Below are 19,720 nucleotides of genomic sequence, written 5' to 3' on the forward strand. Positions count from 1 at the left end.
TCGGAGCGGAAGAGGGCAAGGAGACGTTTGGCGCAACGGTCGTGAGACAGGATCAGGGGAACCAGCCTGCAACAAAGTGCCTTCGAGCACGCGGCGTTGATTTGGGGCCTGATCCGCGAACACCATACGGGCCCGCGGCATGACGATGGTCGCATAAGAGGCCGGATACATGTCAGCACCCGACAACGCGTCAAAAGAAGCTTCGAACCCCCTTGCGCAAGGGGCGGTTATACATGTTGCAGAAGTCGCAAGCCGGAACGAGGTTGAAGGGGCAGACCGACAGATTGGGATAGCGCGCCTTTGGGAGATGGTGGTCGAGCACTGTGACCGTACCGATGCCACAAAGCGGGCATTTGCCGTTGGGCGCGGCGTTACGAAGCGCGCTGTAGATCCCACGCGCCGCGCCGTTCGTAGCGCTCATCTGTTTTGAATAGAGCGCTTCGAGCTCGGACCGAGTGACGGCGTCGACATTCGGCGCGCGCACGACCTGATGCAGGCTTTGGATACGGGCGAGTTGGTCATAATTGGCTGCGTCCGCAACGAGCTGTCCCGTGATCGCCTGCAGACGAAGGCGTTGAGCCGGATCGGCAACGCCGCCGATACAGGTTGCTAGCACATCGGCCGCCGACTGCAGCGGCATCGGGAGCGTGCGCATCCTATTCGTTGCCCCGCGGCGGGAGCTCGTCAGGTAGGACGAGACAGAGGGCCCGCGCGAGCGCCCGGCCCTCGGCACCGAGCTGGCCGTCGAACAGCGCCAAAATCTGCTCGTAGGTGCGGCCGCCCTCGGCGTGATCGGCGATCAGTTTATGAAATCCGGTCTGCGTCACCTCCAAGCCGAACACCTCTCGGGTCAGCGTGCCGGCATTTTCGCCGAAGGTCTCTTGCTCTAGGCGATCTGCGCGAGCTTCGCGGCCGACGCGGCTTAGCTTCCAGACACAGGATTTCGGAACCTCTTGCAGCACGACCGGCGAATGCGTGGCGATGATCGCGACGCCATTGCGGTTGATCAGCAAGTCCGATAGCGCGCGTACGAACGCCGACAGCAATGGCGGGTGAAGATGGCTCTCAGGTTCGTCGATCAAGACGAGCGATTTTTCTTCGACCAGTTCGACCAAGCGGGTCATCGAAAGGAGCACAATGGCATGGCCCGAGCTCATCCGCCGAAATAGACTGCGTGCCCGCTGTTCGAGATCCGGCCCCTGATAATCGGCGAGCGCAGAGACGTTCGCCTCGGCAAACAGAGGATCGGCCTCCAGCGTCCGCAAGGCGTTCTCCCAGCGGCGGCGACGGACGCCTTCGCGGCAGGCCAGCATGCTCTTGGCAAATTCGTACGCCAGTTCGTGCCCGTCCTTAACGCGCGGACCGCGCGGCATCGCGACCGGCGCGCCGGTCTGTGGGGCCTCGTGCGTGACCAGTCCAAGATAAGCGTAACGCTTTTCGCCACTGCTGGCACCGCCCAGCGGGCCGGTGGAATCGAAAGCGCTGAACGACACCGTGACCAAACCTGCGAAGCCAGGATCGGAATCCGGGTCTTCGATTCCCCAGGGGTTGGCAGCGCGGTTGCGCAGCTGGCCGACGGGCTGTTGCGGATCGTCCGCCGGCATTCCGAGGAATGCGCGAGCCAAGAAGTCGAAGCAGCGGGTCTTGCCGACGCCGTTGCGGCCGATCAGCACATGGATGTTGGTTGCTGGCAGCGAGTTTGGCGTCACCGCGAAGCCAAGGACGGGCGGCGGCGTCAGCCCGTGGGGGTCGGACGGAAAAAGATAGTCAAAGCTGTAGGGCGACAGCGCTATCTGGCCGTGGGCAAGGCGATTGAAGCGCTCTCGAACCCGCGACATTTCGATATCGCGCAGAAGCGAATTTTGGAGGACGGGCTCGTTGGCGTTGGCGTCGAGGATGGCTGGCGTGAACGCGCAATCGCGCATTGCGGTCAGAAAGCCGGTGCGCACGTCATCGCCGAGCGAGATCAGCGTCTCGTAATAATTCTCACCCTGGCCGACCGAGAAATAGGTTGCGTCCAAGGCTTCGAAGACCGGCGGCAATTCGGTGCTTCCTTGGTCTTCAGTCATGCCTTGGCGCGCGATTTTTGCGCTTCCCAATTCGACAACTGAGCCGTCGGGCTGGATCGCGCGGATCGCGTAGAGGGTGTACCATTTGAACCAGTCGTTCCAATTGTCCTTAATCAACTGGAAGGTCGGCATGCGCTGATAGGCAGGTTGCTGGGTTCCCACAAAGAATCGCACGATGTTTATACCCCCCAACAGATGCCGCGCTTCTATACTGTTTCGTCCGCGCCCGAAACAATTGGCTGTCTCAGAAATGCTCCGTGGCGGACTTGAGTCATCCGGCCCGCGGGCGGACCATCGCAAAGAGTTTGCGATAATCAGACATTGACTCCTAGCCGATCACACAAATGTCAGGTCTTACAATAAGTCGATATTTGCCGCCGCGCCAGAGAACGACAGTTTTGTCCAAGATTGCGGACCATCTGATCGTCTAAGCGGGTCGCCAACGCTGATCAGGAGCACCCCGGCCCTAAGTGCGCGGCACCTTGAGATAACAGAGCGTCTGCAAGGCGGCGCGACAATCGCTTACCTATCGCACGACGCGTCTAAGGCGCGGACTGCAGCTTCGTCCCCATCGATTCCATTTTTGCCGGGTGTCTGCTGCGGAGAAAGATCAACGGCAGCTTCCGGGAATTGCGGCGACGCCGCATAAATCGAGGCCGACCGTCCGTTAAGGGCCGACCTCGAGAGGTAACCAAGGGCACCATCTGGGGCTCAGAAGCTCCTGAACGGTAGCCGTGTGTCCCGCAGCTCTGTGCCCGCTACATTTATCGAGCCGATCACCGGTATAGCGGTCGGATCAGGATGGGTCGAAACCTCAGCATTCCAGTACCGCGCAAACCACTCTAACTTGGCGTAAACATCAGGCTGATCGATTGTACGGTCATGTTTCTCTTGAAAGATTTGTTGGATCGAGCAGCCGACTTTATACATTGGATGGTGAAGCATGTCGGGACTACTGGGATGCTGACGGTTGAAGCAGGCCAATTCCGTTAGGTAGTTTAAGAACCAGACGCCATCCCGATCGCGAAGTAGACGCGAATTGCGATAGGCCGCCCAGACCTCGCTTTGACTCGCGTAGCAGACCGCGGCGTCGAACGCTGCGGCACCCAATATTACTCGGGGCATCTTCGCTACTTTTGATTCAAGATCATAGGCCGCGTTCACTCCCGTTCCGAAGGCAAGATGATCGTTGTGCGTCATCCCGCCAATGGTCACTCCACCACGAATAAAAATGCCGAGCTGGAGTAAATTCCAAGCGAGGGCATCAATCGAGAGCAGGAGATGCCATAGACCCTCTGGAGTGTTAGCCGCCGACAGAATGAGGCTATCGGAGAAACTCTGCGTTCGCAGTTCCGTATCACCGTCGCCGGGAGGCGTCACTGCCCGCACTTTCTCTAGCGCCTCGATGATCTCGCGACGCAGGTTCACGTCCCGGTCGGCACGTTGGACTAGAGCTCCAAAACCGAGAATGTCGACAAACCCTACGACACGCGCCTGATATTCATCATCGAGTGTTTCGTTCGTAACAGCCATGCTTCAGGTTCCATATCATCGCCACGAGTTAGCACGTGCGAATGTTGCGGATCAGCATCGCAATATGGCCGGGTGAACCTGTCTGCAAGTTTTTTGAATCAAGTCCGAGTAAGCACAGCTACCTGCTTCCACTTCTGAGTAGAAGTCATCACCTCGCAGGTTCACAGCCGTCGAAGGCGCGAGCGACACACCCTGTTGCGGAAGTGCCGCTGCGCAGCAAAGGTGAGGCGCGACCGTCCGTTAAGGGCCGAGGCTGTGCCAAAACTCAGATTCTGAGAGGTTGACGAGAACATCTTTCTTGAGATCGCCATTTTGGCGGCATTGAACAGAAAAGAATCTCCGCTTGGATCATTTGATAGAACGTCGCTCCGCACTCTGCCATGCTCGCGCGAGTTTTGACACAGCCTCTGCCTATAGCCCCGCCGCCAGTACCGGCCGCACGGTTTTCTAATCGAGGGTTATTCCGCGGCAATCGGAGCTGACTCGTGCTCCTCTATCAGTTCGCGGATCGTCCGACCGATGGCTCGGCCGAGGAGCGGAGGGACCGCATTGCCAACTTGGACATATTGATCAGTTTTCGACCCTTGGAATTCGAACCAGTCCGGAAAAGCCTGCAGGCGAGCTGCCTCCCGCACCGACACGGCTCGGTCCTGATCCGGATGGATATAGGCCCCCCAGTGAATGTCGCACTTCGTAAGCACGGTGCAGGACAGACCGTCCCAAGTCATCCGGCCATACCTTTTCGTATGATCAGAGCGCTTCGCCCGCTTCATGCCAGCTGGCAGAAGATCGTGGGGGATGTCGCGCCAGCTGCCACCCGGCGGGATATACTGCAGGCGCTCGACGTTCACTTTGCCTAGGCGGGGAGCGCCATGGTTTTCGACCGTCTTCTTTTCGCCACGAACAAACTTCTGGAAAGTGCCTTTCGTGGCCTTGGTGTATTTCACTGTCCCGCCGTCTTCGCCGTTCGCCAGCGCAGGCAGATCACCGATCGCTTCCCTGATTGTCGTGAAGGGCTTAAGGTCGGGCCCGTGAGTCGGCGCGGGGTGGCGGATAGGTGCACCAATCCGGTTTCCGATGAAGACCACCCGACGCCGCTCCTGCGGCACGCCGTATTCTTCGGCCTTGAGGACCTTCTCTTCAACTTCATATCCAAGCGCACCGAGCTCAGCCTTGATCGCTCGGACCGCTTCGCCGCCGCCGATGGAGTAGATACCCATCACGTTTTCCATGACGATCCATTCAGGCTGCATTCCTTCGACAATCCGCAGATACTGCTTAAAGAGCACCGCCCTAGCATCATGCATTCCGCGCTGGTGGTTGTAGACTGAGTAGGCTTGGCAGGGAGGGCCGCCAGCCAGAACGGTCAGTTCACCCTTCTTCAGTCCGGTGTCCCTCATGAGGCGTTCGATAGTCACGTCCTCGATGGGTTCGCCGATAAACTTCGCATGCTTGTGCGTCTTCTCGAAAGTCTTTCCGGCGGCATCAAAGAGATCCACGCCAGCGAGAACCTTGAAGCCAGCCATCTCAAGCCCTGCAGACAGGCCACCCGCGCCACAGAACAAGTCGATTGCTGTGAGGTTCATGTCATCCGCCTATTCGACATTTGTTCTTATTTTGTTTTCTCGTGCGCCTATCACCAAACCATGAATCATGCAACGATTTAGAGCAAGATCTTTCCTTGTATTCGAGCCTCGAATTCTTCCAAGGAGACCGCTTCTCCCCCCGTAAGACCTTCGATGGCGCTCTCAAGGGTCGTTCCGAATTCATCAACGATTTCTATGCTATACAGGTCATCTCCGGGCTGCCTGTGAAAGTCGGCTAGAAACCAAACGACATCGCAGTTCGATAGATGCTCCACTCGCTTCATCTGGCCCATCGACATGAAGAAGGCCTTGTCGACAAGGAGCGCCATCTTCTTGCCCCAGCGTCGGAGCGTGGGGACCTTGATCTGTAGCTGTGGCATCAATCGCTTCGGCCCGCTGCTTCTGTAATCCGGGCGGCGGCCCTCAACGGGCATCCCGGCGACCCCTTGGCGCTCTAGGATATCCCTGAACTCGATGGCCATTTCCCGTCCCGAGAAATACACCGCTTGGATTTCCACTGCGGTCCACTTCATGTCGCCACCGGCAGGGACGTTGCTCGCGACAAGGATCATGTCGATCCGACCAACGTCCTCGCCAGCGGCGCTATCTAGGTTGCCGGTGGATTCAAGGAAGCCCACCTCGCCGGCCTGCGTGGGCGAAGGATCGCCGAGGAGGCGTTCGCCAATGTGCCGGAATGCGGCGTTGTCCTGATGAAAACGATAGGGGCAAAGGGCACGGATCATGCCGCGATCACCATCGACTGGCCGGAACGGTCCTCCATCGTCGGTATAGAGCCGCAACGAGCAGACGCCGCCCGGCTTTGTGCATGTGGGGTGCACGATATCGGTCCTGAACGGGCACGGCTTTTCACCGGCCTGCTGCTGGTCCATCAAGGCCGTGAGGACGTCGAGGCGGCCTTGCTCGCGCACCGAAAGTACGCCAAGGTCAGCCTTCTCCTGCAAGGCGATCAAACGATTAACATCGGTCTTTTTCATGGTATGCGCGCCGACCCGATGCTGTGCCATGCTAACACGGTCCATCGGCTGCAGGTCCATGAACGGCCTGCCATACCATTCAGCTATATGAAATCGTTCAGTCATTGCGCCCCGAATCCCTGACGTTCAGAAGGAACCGAGCCACGAGGTCACGTCAATTGAAAACTCCAACGGCTGATGAGGCGGGTGCTTGCGGTACAGGCAACGATAAAATCGCGGGATGAGCGCATTTTCTGGCCCGAGTGCGGGTGCCGATCCAGTTTCCGATCAATCAGAGAGGCGGCACGCTGTACGGGCGACTTTCTGCTATGTTCTACGACGACTTCGTCACTACCGCCAGTTTGACCTAGGATCGGGTCTGCCGGCTCACATAGGTAGGCCTGTGTGCCCACTCGTGACAAAAGTGACATTTTGTCACGAGTCTACGTAGATACGGGCGGCAGGAAGGCACAGCGTAGGCAGAGCCCTTGTCGTGCGGGATCGCCATGGGATCAGAAGGGCATCATCGAACGCTTCCGGGCCGAACATGGTGACAAGCGAGTCGTTCAACTGGAACGCAAGCACCTGCAAAAGCTGGTCAGCGACAAGGCAGCAACGCCCGCCGCTGCGAACAATATGCTGCGAATGGTGCATCTTCTTATGCGTCACGCTGTCGAACTGGGCTGGCGCGGTGATGATCCGACTCAAGGCGTCAGGAAGGTGCGCAACAAGACAGAAGGATTCCTGACATGGGAAGAGGATCACATCGCCGCCTTCGAAGAGCACCACAAACCCGGCACCCGCGCGCATCTTGCGCTAGTGCTTTTGCTCTACACGGGACAGCGGCGCAGTGACGTGGTGCGCATGGGGCGGCAGCATGTCCGCAAAGGCATTCTGTCGATTACGCAACAGAAGACGGGGCAGGATGTGCATGTTCCGCTTCATGCTGATCTGCGGGCAGTTCTCGACTCGCTGCCCCTTGATAACCTGAGTTTCCTAATGACCGCTCAGGGGCGACCTTTTACCCCGCCCGGATTCACCAACTGGTTCCGCGACATGGTGCGCGAAGCTGGCTTGCCGGATGGGCTGTCACCGCATGGGCTGCGCAAAGCGACTTGCCGCAGGCTGGCGGAAGCGGGCTGCACCCCGCATCAGATTATGGCAATCTCGGGCCATAAGTCGCTTGCCGAAGTGACCCGTTACACGGTCGCGGCAGGCCGGAAAGACCTTGCTGCGCAGGCAATGCTTGCACTCGGGAAGAAAGAAGGGTGACTATCAACTGTCAAACCTTCTAAGATAGTTTGACAATCCGCCTCGCAAGCGGCTGACAAATAAGAGAAAATTTAAGGTAATGGCGGAGACGAAGGGATTCGAACCCTCGAGACCCTTCCGGGCCTGCACCCTTAGCAGGGGTGTGCCTTCGACCACTCGGCCACGTCTCCGCCGCCCCGTATATTGAGCGAAGTCCAGGGAAACAAGAGCTTTTTTAACAACCTCGCACACCCTGCCGGGGAGTGAAGTTTTCCCGGATTTTCCCGGAACTTCCCGTGACTGCACGGAAAATCCGTGCAGAGTGTTCGCGAGTCGTTCAGTTGCGCGCCGGCGCCCGGTGATGTGTGACACCTGTTCTTTCAGGAATACCGGAAGACCCCGGTGATAGCGGACAACGAAGTTTGCAGGGCGTGACAGCCAAAGTTGCAGCAGGCGAGTTTTGGTTTGCAGCATGTTTAAGGGGCCTTCACGGCCCCTTTTATTATCCCCGGATCAGGAGTTCGGCGGCGGGCTTCGCGTTGCCCCGGCCGGCGATGGAATAGGTGATCTCGACCGCCTCGATCTGCGCCCAGGCGAACATCTCCCGGATCTCGGGCACGTCATTGATCGACAGGAGCCAACGACCCGAGGTCGCTCGCAGCGTATCCGCCAAGCGCTGGAAGTCCGCCCGGCTGAATAGCTCTTTGCCATAGTCGCCCTCACTGCCCCAATAGGGCGGATCGAGGTAGAAGAAGGTGCCGGCGCCGTCATAGCGGTGGAGGAACTCCCCAAAGTCGAGACATTCGATCACCACGCCGGCAAGGCGGGAATGCAGATCCTCGAGCAACGGTTCCAGCGTCGAGAGGTTGAAACGGCCCGGCCTGTCCTTTGCCACGCCGAAGTTCCGGCCTGAAACCTTGCCGCCGAAGGCAGTGCGCTGAAGATAAAGGAATCGGCCAGCGCGTTCGAGATCGGTCAGGGTGTCGGCTCGCGTGTCCACCAGCCGGTTGAACTCGGCGCGGGTGGTCAGCTGGAATTTCAGGTGTTCGAGGAATTGCGGGTAGTGCCGCTGAAGGATGCGGAAGAGGTTTGCCACATCGCGGCCGGCGTCGTTGATGACCTCTGCGCGCGGGCGGGAAGATACCAGCGCAGCGCGGTGCGGTATTCCAGCCAGTCCTTACCAGAGGCGCGGCAAATATCGCGCGCGTCGCGCCAGGCGGGCCGGAAATCCGGGCCTTCAAGGCGCATGTAAAGCCCCTTGAGGATATCGCAAAACTCTGCGGCAGAGGCGGATTTCGTGGGTTTGGCGGCGGCGGTGCCATGGCGCGGCGCGAGATAGGGTAGCCGATCATTACGCCGGACACCCTCGACCCGCTCAAACCAGCCCCAGATGGTGCGGTCACTGACTTTGCGCTGTTTCGCGATCATGGCGACCGCGAGAAACTTGCCCACTGCCGGGGCCAGATCCTCGACGTCCTGCAAAATACGCAGGCAGGTTTTGGCCTTGGCCTTCACATGCTCGGGGCGCCCCTCAAACCATGTCCAGGCCTCGTCCCGGTCAGGCCGGGATTTCGGTTCCTCGGGCGCATTGGCGTCCATGATCAGCTTGCGCTGCGCCGAAGAGGGGAACAGCCGCCAGTGATACTCCCAGCCACCGCCGCGCCCTTCACGCTTGCGCGCATGGGTCGGGTGCCCGCGCCAGCCATAACGCTTCGCCTCTGCCTCGACACCCTGACGACTATCTGGCAGATCCGGCAGGCCAGCGTCCGCGATCTCCTGAGTGGTCCACCATTCCTTGACCGGCAGATGGGTCATTCCACACCGCCTTCCTGCCCGATCTCCTCGGATACGAACCGGCGGCGCGCGGCGGCGCCAGCGCGCTTCCAGGCCGCTGAGATGGCCCGGAACTCGGCTTCGCTTTGCTTCATCGGGTCGATGACGGGCGTTCTGCCCTCTTCGGCTTCCAGCTGCTTGCGGGCCGCTGCGGCGGATTTCGCATTGCCGCCCGAGAGCTTCAGCACCACCATCGACCGTTCCTGATCCTCGGAAATCCGGGAAATTTCCGTGAGGTCTTTCAGGGTCACCGGCGCTTTCGCCGCGCGCAGGTGGCGGATTTCATCCCGGCTTAACGCGGTTCCTGCCGCCACGATCTTCTGGATTTGCCGGACGGTGAGGTTGAATTTCTCGGCGGTCGCGGCAGCAAACGAACCGAGTTCGTTTGCTGAACCCTGCCGCGCCAGACCGCCGGCAACGCCCGCTCGGGTCTCAGGATGCAGCTTCTCGTAAAGCCGTTTGCGCTCTGCCAGAAAGACCGCAGTATCGAGCGCGTTCATCTCGGCCCCGGCGAGGTTGTTATCAACCTCCATCATCCGGGCCCAGTCGTCCGTCACATCCGTCCAGATCTTCGCCTCGACCTCGTCCCAGCCCAGGCGCCGGGCGGCTTCAAGCCGGTGACCACCCGCGATCAGCACCAGCTTGCCATCCTTCTTCTTGCGGATGTGGATGGCGTCCTTCATCACCCCCGTCTCGTTGACGGAGGCGATCAGGCTCTCAACGCCGGCTTTCGATACCGGGCGCAGCCGGTCTCCGACGATGATTTCGGATACCTTGGGGCGGCTTTGCTGCATGAGGGTCGGTTGTGTCACGTCTTATCCTCGTAAATCGCGGGCCGATGCGGGCGGATGAGCCAATGCCTTTTTAGGTTGCCTTCCCTGATCTGTCATCTGATGCAGGCGCTGCCATGGTGGCCCGACCTCGTATTCAGGGTCAGGTAAGAGATACCTGCGCGGAGAGTGGTGACCTCTTGAAGGCCGATTGGACGCAAAAAAACGCGACACAGCATGGCGGCTGGCTCGGCTGGCTACCAGGGATGTAAGTGGCGGTCCGGATGAAAATCTGTTGCATGTTGGTTCTGGTTCCCGACAACGCCCAGCGTAATATATTGATTGTTAAATATTTTTATGAAAACGCAATAAGGGATGGCAGCTTGCGGCGGAATTTGCAGGTTCCGCTGCTGTGACCGACCTCCGCCAGAGCGTCCATGTCCCGAAGGCGCTTTATTTCATGGGCCGTTCTGGCTTATCGCGGGGCTCTCGCGCTGCCGGTCATCAACGGCCCTTCAAGGCCCTTAAAAGGCGGTTTTCGGCTTCCCGGCTGGACACGTCATTCAGGTTTGTCCAGTCGCAGTCTTCGTGTCGAACCCCCTGTTTATTGTCTTGTCCGGTGTCTTCCGGATTCAGTTGGGGTCTGCCGGTATCCCTGAAAGAACAGGTGTCACACATCAACGGGGCGAAGGCATTCAGCGCAGACGGTCCATCACGCGAACAAGTGCTTCGGAGATCCCGGGTTCGGACAGCGCATGTCCGGCCAGCGGCACGATATTCACCTGCGCCCTCGGCCAGTTTTCCGCAAGGCTCCAGGCTGATTGCGGCGGACAGACCATATCATAGCGGCCCTGCACGATCTCGGTGTCGATATGTTCGATCCTCGCACGGTTCTGTTCGATCCAGCCATCGCTCTCCAGAAAGCCGCCATTGATGAAATAGTGGTTTTCCAGCCGCGCGAAAGCATGGGCGTAATCGGCGGGGCTTTCACCCAGCCAGCCATCGTTGCTGATCGAGGCCAGCGCGTTTTCCCAGCCCGACCAGATCCGTGCGAAGCGGATTTCGGTGCTGCGGTCCCCGGAAAAGAGCCGCCGGTGATAGGCGGCGATCAGGTCGTTGCGCTCTTCGAGCGGGATCGGGTCGATGAAACGGCGCCAGAGTTCGGGGAAGAACGCACCTGCGCCACCGCCATAGAACCAGTCCAGCTCGCGCTTTGTCATCAGGAAGACGCCGCGCAGCACCAGATGCGAGACGCGGCCGGGATGGGTGATCGCGGTGATCAGCGCCAGCGTCGCCCCCCAGCTGCCGCCAAAGGCGATGTAGCGCTCGATGCCAAGTGCCTCGCGAATCCGTTCGGCATCGGCCACCAGATCCCAGGTCGTATTGCGGATCACCGAGGCGCGCGGCGTCGACCGCCCGCAACCGCGCTGATCGAACAGCACCACGCGGTAGCGCGAGGGGTCGAAAAACCGCCGCATCAGCGGGCTGCAGCCGCCGCCGGGGCCACCATGGAAGACAAATACCGGCATTCCGTCGGGCTTGCCGCATTGCTCGACATAAACCTGATGGCCGTCGCCCATATCCATCATCCGCTGGTCGAAGGGCTCGACCGGCGGGTAAAGGAAGTCGGCTGCGCGTTTTTGTCCTGATCTCTGGTCCATTGCGGTCTATATAACCCGGGTGAAACACAAAGTCGAACGAGGACATGCGATGTCAGCCGCGACCACTATCGACCCTGCCGAAGTGGCAAAATTCCAGGCCATGGCCGAGGAATGGTGGGATCCGAAGGGAAAATTCCGCCCGCTGCATCTGATGAATCCCTGCCGGCTTGATTACATTACCACCCAGATCGCCGGCGAATTCGGCCGAGACCTGACGGTGCCGCGCGCATTTGAGGGGCTCAGGATCCTGGATATCGGCTGCGGCGGTGGGCTGCTGTCGGAGCCGATGGCACGGCTTGGCGCCGATGTGACGGGCGCCGATGCGGCGGAGCGCAATATCCCGGTGGCGCAGATCCATGCCGGGACCCAGGGACTCAAGATCGACTATCGCCACACCACCGCCGAGGCGCTGGCCGGGGCGGGCGAGCGCTATGACGTGGTGCTGAATATGGAGGTGGTCGAGCATGTTTCCGATCCGCTGGCCTATCTGACCGCCTGCCAGCAGCTTCTGAAACCCGGCGGGCTGATGCTTTGCTCGACGATGAACCGCAACGCCAAAAGCTTTGCCATGGCGATCATCGGTGCCGAATGGATCATGCGCTGGCTGCCGAAGGGCACCCATGACTGGGCGAAATTCATCACTCCGGATGAGCTCTATGATCTGATCCGGCGGGCCGGTCTTGATCCGGTCGACCGCAAGGGTATGGTTTTCAACCCGGTTTCCTGGCGCTGGAGCCTGTCCTCGCGCGATCTTTCGGTCAATTATGTTACGGCGAGCGTAAAACGGTGAGATCTGTGGTTTTTTGGCTGGTCCTGATCCTTGTTACAGTCTGGGCGGCGGCGGCGCTGTGGGTGCAATTCCCAGAGGCCCGCCCGGTTGCGCTTGCTGTGCTGGGCCTGGCAGTGCTGCTGGTGGCCTGGGCAAGGCTGGGCCCCGGCTGGGGGTGGAGCGGGCTTGCCGTTCTTATGCTGGTGCTGTCGGGCTGGTTTTTCAGCCTGCAGCCGCGCCAGGATCGCGACTGGGCGCCGGATGTGGCGCGCATCGTAAAGGGCCGGGTTGATGGCGACCTGGTGCATCTGGAAAATATCCGCGCCTTTCGCTGGAAATCGGCCATCGAGGCCGATGAGGCCTGGACCAGCCGCACGGTCGATCTGTCCCGGCTGGACGGTGCGGATATGATCACCTCGTCCTGGGGCAATCCGAAGATCGCGCATCTGCTGGTCAGCTTCCGCTTTCAGGGCGAAGAGCCGGTGACCTTCTCGGTCGAAATTCGTCGCGAGAAAGGCGAGGCATTCTCGGCGCTTGGCGGATTTTTCCGCCAGTTCGAGCTGTCGCTGATCGCCGCAGATGAGGCCGATATCGTCCAGTGGCGCGCGGTGCCGCGCGAGGAAGAGGTGCATCTTTACCCGCTGAGCCTGACCCGGGATCAGCAGATCGCGGTCTTTCTCAGCTTCCTTCAGCTGGGCAATGATCTGAACGAACAGCCCGCCTGGTATAATACCGTCACCGCGAATTGCGTCTCGGTGGTGTGGAAACTGGCGAAAGTGCTGTCCCCCGATCTGCCGCTGGATCTGAGCCTCGTATTGCCGGGGAAATTGCCGGAATTCCTCGACCGGCTGGGCGCCCTGTCCGGCCCCGGCACAATTGCGGAAAAGCGCGCCCGCTCGCTGATCTCGCCCCGCGCGCGGGAAATGCCGCCAGGGGCCGATTTCTCGGCCTGGATCCGGCAATGAGCGCGGCGTGCCTGTCGCAAGGGGAGGTCTGATGCATCCGCTGCGAATGATCTGGCGCTTTATCACAGCAGTCGTCGAGAGGATGACCGACGGGCATTTCGGTCTCGTCGCGGCAGGCGTGGCCTTTTACGCGATGTTCGCCGTGTTTCCGGGGCTTGCGGCGGTGGTGGCGATCTGGGGGATCATGGCCGATCCGGTGGTGATCGCCGGCTATCTGCAGGTGGCAGAGCGCTTTTTGCCGCCCGATGCCAGTCTTCTGATCCATGACCAGGTGATGGGGCTGGTCAATGCGCCGCGCACCACGCTGGGCTGGGCGACGCTTTTGTCGCTGGTGATCGCGCTTTATTCGGCGCGGAACGGGGTCTCTGCGCTGGTTCAGGGGCTGGATGTGGTGCATCGCACGGTGCCGCGCTCCTGGCTTGGCGGGATGGCGCGCGACTTCCTGCTGACGCTGTCGCTGATTGCGGCGCTGATTGCGGCGCTGGCGACGGTTGTGATCGTGCCGGTGCTGCTGTCCTGGATGCCACTGGACCAGGTCGCACCGCGCCTGACGCGGTTTCTGCCCTGGGCGGTGATGTTCCTTCTGGTGCTGACCTGCCTGTCGATCCTCTACCGCTACGGGCCGAATGTCCCCGTGGGCGAGCGTTCGCGCTGGTTTTCCGGCGGGGTTGTCTTTGCCGCGCTGGCCTGGGCGGGCGTGTCGATGGGCTTCTCGCTCTATCTCGAAAACTTCAACAGCTATAACCGGATCTATGGCTCGATCGGGGCGGCGGTGATCCTGATGATGTGGCTCTATCTCTCGGTCTGGGCGATCCTCGCCGGTGGTGCGATCAATGCCGAGCTGGACCAGAAACGCCGCACCCGTCGGCAGATGGGCCGGATTTGCTGAGGCTCTGGCCCGCCTCGCATTGACGCGGGCCAGCAGCAAGGGCCCCCGGGGTCGCCACGCATTTTCGCCATGCTGAGAACCCTGCACCGCATGCCTTGCACCAGTCGCCTTGCGGCCGGGAACGGGGGCTGAGCGGCGCAAAGGCTGGGGTCATTCATCGAGAACAACCTCTTGCTGCTGGCGGTGCTGACCACTCTGGCCGGGCTTTGGATGCCCGGGATCGGAGCGGGGCTGACGGCGTGGCTGACGGGCGCGAGAAGCCTTTTGATGCTGGTTGTCAGCCTGGCCTTCGACATGCGCGCTGCGGGCCGCGTGATACGCTGCCCGGGCTGGCAGCTTTGGGCGATTTGCGGCGTCTATGGGTTTAGGCTGTATGGAAACTTACCGCGGATGATATCTGACGCGTTGCTCCGGCCAAGATGAGGCGACCAGCAACAAATCTCGACAGGACGTGGTTTGGCGGCCCTTTTCAGGCCTTCACCGCCGCCATCAGCCCTTGGATCCCGATCAGCGCCATCATCCGTTTGATGTTACAGGCAAGGACGTTCAGCGCGATCTCGGTCCTCACGTTCCTCAGCCTGCGGGTCAGGAAGTGGGTCGTGCCCATCCAGGCCTTGATGGTGCCGAAGGGATGCGCGACCGTGCCGCGGCGGATCGTCATCGGCTCAGTTGGTCCGATCAACCTGGCCCGTGCCGCCTCGATCAGATGCTCGTGCGCCCACCGGGTGATCCGGCGCTCCTTGCCGGTTGTGCAGCGGGCCTTCATGGGGCATCCGCCGCACTCCCCGGTCCAGTAGCGGCGCAGTTCCAGCCCGTCTTCCTCGGTCGTGTAGCGGTAGAGGTCAGCGCTTCGCCAGCGGGGCAGCGGTAGACATCCGCATCGGCCTCGTAGGCGAAGTCGGGCTTCACATACATACCCTTGATCCTGTTGCCGGACGTCTCCGGCTTGGGGATCGTTGTGGTGATGCCAGCCTCATGGCAGGTCAGGATCTGCCGTCCGCTGAAGTAGCCCTTGTCGGCCAGCACATGCATCGTGTCACGATGAAGCGCCTCCTGCGCGGCCAGCGCCATCGGCACCAGAAGATCGCGGTCATGGCCCTGATTGGTGACGTCATGCACGACGATCAGGTGCGTTTCCGCATCGACGGCGGTCTGGACGTTGTAGCCGACCATACCGCTGTTGCGGGCGCTCGTGGCCATGGCGCGGGCGTCAGGATCTGTCAGGGAGATCTGACCGTCCGGTGCATCGGCCAGCGCGCGATCCATAGCTTGCAGATGCTGGATGTGCTGGCGGACGCGGCCGTAGCGCTTGGCCAAATGCGCGACCTTCTCGGCCCGAACCTCGCCTTCTTCTTGTTGATCGACGCGGACCATCTCGGCGATGTAGCGTTCGACGTCCGCCTCCAGATGGGCGATGCGGCTGGCGACCTTGCCCTTGGTGAAGTTGCGATCCCGTGCATTCACTGCCCGGAACTTGCTGCCGTCGATGGCAATGCACGCGCCCTTCAGCACACCGATGCGGCGGCACAGCTCCACAAACTGGGCGCAGGTTCGGCGGATGCCAGCGCCGTTGTCGCGGCGGAAATCGGCGATGGTCTTATGATCGGGCACCAGCCGGCCCGTCAGCCACATCAGTCCGACGTTGCGGCCCCGCCTCGCGCTCCAGCCTGCGGCTCGACGGGATCCGGTTCAGGTAGCCGTAGATGAACAGCTTGAGCAGAACAGCAGGATGGTAGCCGGGGCGACCCGTGCGTGCCGCTGCCGACCGCACGAAGCCGAAGTCAGCCAGATCAAGCTCATCTACGAAGAGATCGACCACCCGGACCAGATGATCCTCATGGATCCAGTCCTCGAGCCGATCGGGGAAAAGGACTGTCTGCCCGCGCGCTACGCCTTCGATGAAACCTGACATGCCGATCCCCGCAGCCATGCAGAAGTCTACCATAGAGCGGAGTTTCCACACACCCTCGGCCGATGTCGCTGGCGGGCTGGCTTGGGCGGCCGGCTGTTTTTCGGCTATGGCCCGCTGGCTCTGGAGCAGGCGCTGGAGGGAATGCTGCCCACCGATGTCCCGGCGCCGCTGCTGGTACTGCTGGCGCGCGGCAATGTGGCGCTGGCGGCGGTGCTGAACGCGGTCAATACCGCGAGCTCGCCCTTTCTGGTGCCGCTCCTCTCTCTGTGGGTCACCGGCTATCCGCTTGACGTGCCGGTCGGTTTGGTGGTGACCGAACTCTGCTGGGGTCTGGTTGCGGACCGCTTTCGCAGGGCGGTTGCACGGTTCGATCCGGTTTGGCCGGCGCTTGGCTCGACCCCGTATCTTGCTGCTGCTGACCGCTCTGGCGCTGAACCTGACCGGCTATACGGTTGGTATATTTGTAAAATTATTCACCTGAGACCGCGAAGAGCTGATCACCTTCCTCTTCACCTGTTCCAGGAAGGAATTCTGCATCGCGGTGGCCTTTGTGGCGCCTCGGGCCTGCCGGCAGAGGTCGCGGTCCCGGCGGCTTTCTATGCCGTGATCCAGATGATTACCTCGCCGACTGCCGCAAAAATCCTCGCCGGGGCGGCAGAGCTGCCGACAGGTCACGGGGGGGCCGGCAAAGCCAGCCTGACCCAGAGTGGAAAGCTGCGTGATGCTGCTTTGGCGGTTTCCGCCAGCGGATCGCCGGGGGCGGGGCGCAGGATCCCGGCCCCTGCCACGGTCTGGCTGGCATCGGGCAGGATCACCGCTGTGCGCAACCCGCCGGTTGCGGCGAATGCGGCGGTATCCAGCGCCGGATCGCCGAGATGTCCGGGCTCCTCCGGTGTGAAGCCGGCGCGGGGCTCGGGGTCCTGCAAGGCGGGATGCGCGATCAGACTGCGGATCGCATCATGGCGGCCATCGCCATCCACCGGGTCAAGATTGCTGATCCCCAGAATGGCAAAAGGCGGGGCGGGGGCGGGCCAGGGCAGGCGCCCTTCAATCAACGCGGCCCAGAAGGCGGTCTCATCATGGTTGCGCCTCGCGTTGACCTCGCCCGTCGCGCCGAAGACGGGTGCCGATCCATGCCAGACCAGCAGCCGCAGCCGCCGGCCATCCGGCAGGATCAGCGGCACTTCCCAATGGCCGGTGGTGGAAAGCCGCAGCACCGCGCGCGCGTCAGACGGCAGTGATTGCGGCCAGAGCGCGCCGGGCAGATCGGCCCAGAGCAACCCGCTGAAATCGCGCACCGCTTCGGTCTCCACCGGCAGTTTGGACAGGATCACCATGCCCGACTGGCCCGAGAAATAGCCCCAGCCCTGGGCATCGCCCGGCCCGCCGAGGCGGCCGTCAAGGTCGAGATCCAGCCCGGTTGCAAACCCGCGATTGGGGCGCAGGGCAAAAAGATACGGATAATCCGGCCCCATCGCCGCCAGCCTCGCCGCAAAGCGCCGCGCCGCCAGAAGCCCGTGATCATAGTCGAATCCGGCCAGCAGAATCACATCGGCATCAAGGTCGGTCAGCAGGCGCAGCGCCGCCTCGGTCTGCGGATCCTTGCCGCCGACGATATCGCGCAACAAGAGGCCCGGCCCCCGGCGCTCCAGCTCGCTGTTCCAGACCGCCAGCTTTATCCCGGTCTCGGCCAGTGAGGCAGAGACCGGCATCAGCAGCGCGAAAAGCCAGGCGATCAGATGGCGGCAACGATTCCGGGATGGTCGGGCGGCAGATTGGCCACCCGGCGCTGCCGGATCATGGCCGCGATCCGCCCCATGGCGACGCCACGCATCAGAAGGGAAGCCGGAAGAAATGCCCATGCAGCCATCGTCCAGATCAGGGTCTGCGGCGAGGTGAGGGTCGCCGGGTCAAACCCATTGGAAACCAGATTCACCAGAGCCGGGATCAGGAATGGCAGCAGAAAGCCTAAGGAAAGGTTAAGACGCGCATCGCGTTCCAGCCGGTCCACCACATCGCCGCCGGCGGTCGGCTCGAATGTCGGCAGATTGACCCAGACGTTGAAATCCTTATGACGTGACGGCCAGCCTTTCAGCTTGAAGATCACGACAAAGAAGGCCAGCGAAATCAGCGAGATGATATAGGCCGTGCCCGCCGCACTGCGCACTGCGGAGATATCCGCCGGGCTCGCGTTTTCCGACATCATCATGGTGGCCAGCCGGATCGGCGAATAGGGGAAATCCAGCGAATGCCCGATCAGGAGGCCAAGTGCCTCGAACAGACGGGTAAAGGAGGTTGGGGCGATATTGGCGGCCTCGATCACCGAAAGGATGAAGACGGTGAGAAACAGCGCCAGGAAACGGATGCGGTTGAAGGGCGGCGCATCGCGGAATTCGACAAGGCTGGGATAGACGGCGTTATATTCGGCGAAAGTCAGGGCGCCGCCAAACAGAGCGATCAGCGCCACCATCTGTTGGGTGTCAGGCCCCGTCCCCGGCAGGATCACCGAGGGCGTGGCGATGAGAATCATCACCAGAAATGCGCGCACAAGTGCGCCGGTCATTCGCGAGACCACTGCCTTCACATCCTCAACATGGACGGAAGCGATACGATGCCGCTTCCTGTTTCCCATGATCCCGCCGATATTGTGGCGGATCGCCTCAATTTTGCCCAACTTTTGCCTACTTTCGCCGAGTGAAGCAATAACCATCCCAAAGAGACCCTGGCCCTGTGGCCGAAACAGGGCGAAGATGTTGCAAGAATGGAGCAGATGCGGAAATCACCCGTTAATCGCGGCTGAAAAATCGCGCGAATTCATCAGAGCGCACAGAGCGCCATGAAAAAACGCGACCCCGGGAGGGAGCCGCGTTACGATCATCCGGGTCTGGCAGGCTTATGCCCAGGGGCGCGCCGCCGCGTTTTGCTTTTCGAAGCTGTCGATGGCCGAGACCTTCTCCATCGTCAGGCCGATATCGTCCAGGCCGTTGATCAGGCAGTGCTTTTTGAACGCATCCACCTCGAAGGCAAAGCTCGTGCCATCCGAGGCCGTGACGGTCTGGTTCTCAAGATCGACGGTGATGCGGGCATTGGCGCCCTTCTTGGCATCGTCCATCAGGTGATCGACGGCGTCTTGCGGCAGGATGATCGGCAGAATGCCGTTCTTAAAGCAGTTATTGTAGAAAATATCCGCGAAAGAGGTCGAGATCACGCTGCGAATGCCGAAATCCAGCAGCGCCCAGGGCGCATGTTCGCGCGACGAGCCGCAGCCGAAATTGTCGCCCGCCACGATGATCTGGCTTTCGCGGTAAGCCGGCTGATTCAGCACGAAATCGGGGATTTCCTTGCCGTCCTGGGTGTAGCGCATCTCGTCGAACAGGTTCACGCCGAGGCCCGAACGCTTGATCGTTTTCAGGAATTGCTTCGGGATGATCATATCGGTGTCGATATTGACCAGCGGCATGGGCGCCGCGATCCCGGTGATGGTGGTGAATTTGTCCATTGGGTTCTG

General features: G+C 61.1%; 16 protein-coding genes, 1 tRNA gene and 1 pseudogene. 4 read left to right on the forward strand and 14 right to left on the reverse strand.

All coding sequences use genetic code 11. The features are described 5' to 3' along the window. Window positions 1-190: 190 nt before the first annotated feature. The 5 genes from DRF71_RS15215 to DRF71_RS15235 form a co-directional block, all read right to left on the reverse strand. Window positions 191-655 (reverse strand): hypothetical protein, encoded by a 465-nt coding sequence (locus tag DRF71_RS15215; protein ID WP_112311429.1) that lies wholly within the window; start codon window positions 653-655, stop codon window positions 191-193. A 1-nt stretch (window position 656) separates the two neighbouring features. After that, window positions 657-2,243 (reverse strand): AAA family ATPase, encoded by a 1,587-nt coding sequence (locus DRF71_RS15220; protein ID WP_198672235.1) that lies wholly within the window; start codon window positions 2,241-2,243, stop codon window positions 657-659. A gap of 537 nt (window positions 2,244-2,780) precedes the next feature. Then, a complete protein-coding gene (locus tag DRF71_RS15225; RefSeq protein WP_112311431.1) occupies window positions 2,781-3,602 on the reverse strand; it encodes a hypothetical protein in 822 nt (273 codons plus the stop codon). A 458-nt stretch (window positions 3,603-4,060) separates the two neighbouring features. After that, entirely contained in the window at window positions 4,061-5,188 is a 1,128-nt protein-coding gene (locus DRF71_RS15230) for a DNA cytosine methyltransferase (protein ID WP_112311432.1), read from the reverse strand. Between the two features lie 77 nt (window positions 5,189-5,265). After that, complete coding sequence (locus DRF71_RS15235; protein ID WP_112311433.1) at window positions 5,266-6,288, reverse strand: NotI family restriction endonuclease; 1,023 nt, start codon at window positions 6,286-6,288, stop codon at window positions 5,266-5,268. 306 nt (window positions 6,289-6,594) lie between these two features. Between DRF71_RS15235 and DRF71_RS15240 the strand changes: the two genes are divergently transcribed. Next, on the forward strand, window positions 6,595-7,434 hold the full coding sequence (locus tag DRF71_RS15240) for a tyrosine-type recombinase/integrase (protein WP_157971110.1): 840 nt from the start codon (window positions 6,595-6,597) through the stop codon (window positions 7,432-7,434). A gap of 80 nt (window positions 7,435-7,514) precedes the next feature. On the opposite strand, the gene DRF71_RS15245 is transcribed toward DRF71_RS15240, so the two are convergent. From DRF71_RS15245 to pip, 5 genes are all read right to left on the reverse strand, one after another. After that, a tRNA-Ser gene (locus DRF71_RS15245) sits at window positions 7,515-7,604 on the reverse strand. 311 nt (window positions 7,605-7,915) lie between these two features. After that, window positions 7,916-8,509 carry a DNA adenine methylase gene (locus DRF71_RS15250; RefSeq protein WP_198672236.1) on the reverse strand — a complete coding sequence of 198 codons (594 nt, stop codon included), beginning with the start codon at window positions 8,507-8,509 and terminating at the stop codon, window positions 7,916-7,918. Then, complete coding sequence (locus DRF71_RS15255; protein ID WP_112311436.1) at window positions 8,452-9,228, reverse strand: DNA-binding protein; 777 nt, start codon at window positions 9,226-9,228, stop codon at window positions 8,452-8,454. The genes DRF71_RS15250 and DRF71_RS15255 overlap by 58 nt, the downstream gene beginning before the upstream one ends. After that, complete coding sequence (locus DRF71_RS15260) at window positions 9,225-10,058, reverse strand: ParB/RepB/Spo0J family partition protein (protein WP_232831540.1); 834 nt, start codon at window positions 10,056-10,058, stop codon at window positions 9,225-9,227. The genes DRF71_RS15255 and DRF71_RS15260 overlap by 4 nt, the downstream gene beginning before the upstream one ends. Window positions 10,059-10,711: 653 nt before the next feature. After that, complete coding sequence (pip, locus tag DRF71_RS15265; protein WP_112311438.1) at window positions 10,712-11,677, reverse strand: prolyl aminopeptidase; 966 nt, start codon at window positions 11,675-11,677, stop codon at window positions 10,712-10,714. Window positions 11,678-11,726: 49 nt separating this feature from the next. On the opposite strand from pip, the gene ubiG reads away from it, so the two are divergent. Genes ubiG through DRF71_RS15280 form a run of 3 tightly spaced genes read left to right on the forward strand, consistent with a single transcriptional unit; the run spans window position 11,727 to window position 14,300 of the window. Next, a complete protein-coding gene (gene ubiG, locus DRF71_RS15270) occupies window positions 11,727-12,467 on the forward strand; it encodes a bifunctional 2-polyprenyl-6-hydroxyphenol methylase/3-demethylubiquinol 3-O-methyltransferase UbiG (RefSeq protein ID WP_112311439.1) in 741 nt (246 codons plus the stop codon). 5 nt (window positions 12,468-12,472) lie between these two features. Next, window positions 12,473-13,411 (forward strand): Lnb N-terminal periplasmic domain-containing protein, encoded by a 939-nt coding sequence (locus DRF71_RS15275; RefSeq protein WP_232831541.1) that lies wholly within the window; start codon window positions 12,473-12,475, stop codon window positions 13,409-13,411. Between the two features lie 31 nt (window positions 13,412-13,442). Next, a complete protein-coding gene (locus DRF71_RS15280) occupies window positions 13,443-14,300 on the forward strand; it encodes a YihY/virulence factor BrkB family protein (protein WP_112311441.1) in 858 nt (285 codons plus the stop codon). Window positions 14,301-14,769: 469 nt separating this feature from the next. Here DRF71_RS15280 and DRF71_RS15290 read toward each other — a convergent pair. The 4 genes and pseudogenes from DRF71_RS15290 to leuD form a co-directional block, all read right to left on the reverse strand. Next, window positions 14,770-16,212 (reverse strand): annotated as a pseudogene (locus DRF71_RS15290) (IS1182 family transposase). 671 nt (window positions 16,213-16,883) lie between these two features. Further along, the gene (locus DRF71_RS15295; protein WP_112311443.1) at window positions 16,884-17,924 is read right to left on the reverse strand and encodes an endonuclease/exonuclease/phosphatase family protein; all 1,041 of its coding nucleotides are present in this window, start codon (window positions 17,922-17,924) and stop codon (window positions 16,884-16,886) included. Window positions 17,925-17,947: 23 nt separating this feature from the next. Further along, entirely contained in the window at window positions 17,948-18,775 is an 828-nt protein-coding gene (locus DRF71_RS15300) for a hypothetical protein (protein WP_198672276.1), read from the reverse strand. A gap of 330 nt (window positions 18,776-19,105) precedes the next feature. Then, window positions 19,106-19,711 (reverse strand): 3-isopropylmalate dehydratase small subunit, encoded by a 606-nt coding sequence (gene leuD / locus DRF71_RS15305; protein ID WP_112311444.1) that lies wholly within the window; start codon window positions 19,709-19,711, stop codon window positions 19,106-19,108. Window positions 19,712-19,720 lie beyond the last annotated feature (9 nt).

It is taken from the genome of Pseudogemmobacter bohemicus (assembly GCF_003290025.1).
Classification (GTDB): domain Bacteria; phylum Pseudomonadota; class Alphaproteobacteria; order Rhodobacterales; family Rhodobacteraceae; genus Pseudogemmobacter; species Pseudogemmobacter bohemicus.

Bases quoted from the DNA above. Each gene is read 5' to 3' on its own strand.
- DRF71_RS15215 (WP_112311429.1), bottom strand. From the start codon at position 655: ATGCGCACGCTCCCGATGCCGCTGCAGTCGGCGGCCGATGTGCTAGCA.
- DRF71_RS15225 (WP_112311431.1), bottom strand. From the start codon at position 3,602: ATGGCTGTTACGAACGAAACACTCGATGATGAATATCAGGCGCGTGTC.
- DRF71_RS15230 (WP_112311432.1), bottom strand. From the start codon at position 5,188: ATGAACCTCACAGCAATCGACTTGTTCTGTGGCGCGGGTGGCCTGTCT.
- DRF71_RS15235 (WP_112311433.1), bottom strand. From the start codon at position 6,288: ATGACTGAACGATTTCATATAGCTGAATGGTATGGCAGGCCGTTCATG.
- DRF71_RS15255 (WP_112311436.1), bottom strand. From the start codon at position 9,228: ATGACCCATCTGCCGGTCAAGGAATGGTGGACCACTCAGGAGATCGCG.
- pip (WP_112311438.1), bottom strand. From the start codon at position 11,677: ATGGACCAGAGATCAGGACAAAAACGCGCAGCCGACTTCCTTTACCCG.
- ubiG (WP_112311439.1), top strand. From the start codon at position 11,727: ATGTCAGCCGCGACCACTATCGACCCTGCCGAAGTGGCAAAATTCCAG.
- DRF71_RS15280 (WP_112311441.1), top strand. From the start codon at position 13,443: ATGCATCCGCTGCGAATGATCTGGCGCTTTATCACAGCAGTCGTCGAG.
- DRF71_RS15295 (WP_112311443.1), bottom strand. From the start codon at position 17,924: ATGCCGGTCTCTGCCTCACTGGCCGAGACCGGGATAAAGCTGGCGGTC.
- DRF71_RS15300 (WP_198672276.1), bottom strand. From the start codon at position 18,775: ATGACCGGCGCACTTGTGCGCGCATTTCTGGTGATGATTCTCATCGCC.
- leuD (WP_112311444.1), bottom strand. From the start codon at position 19,711: ATGGACAAATTCACCACCATCACCGGGATCGCGGCGCCCATGCCGCTG.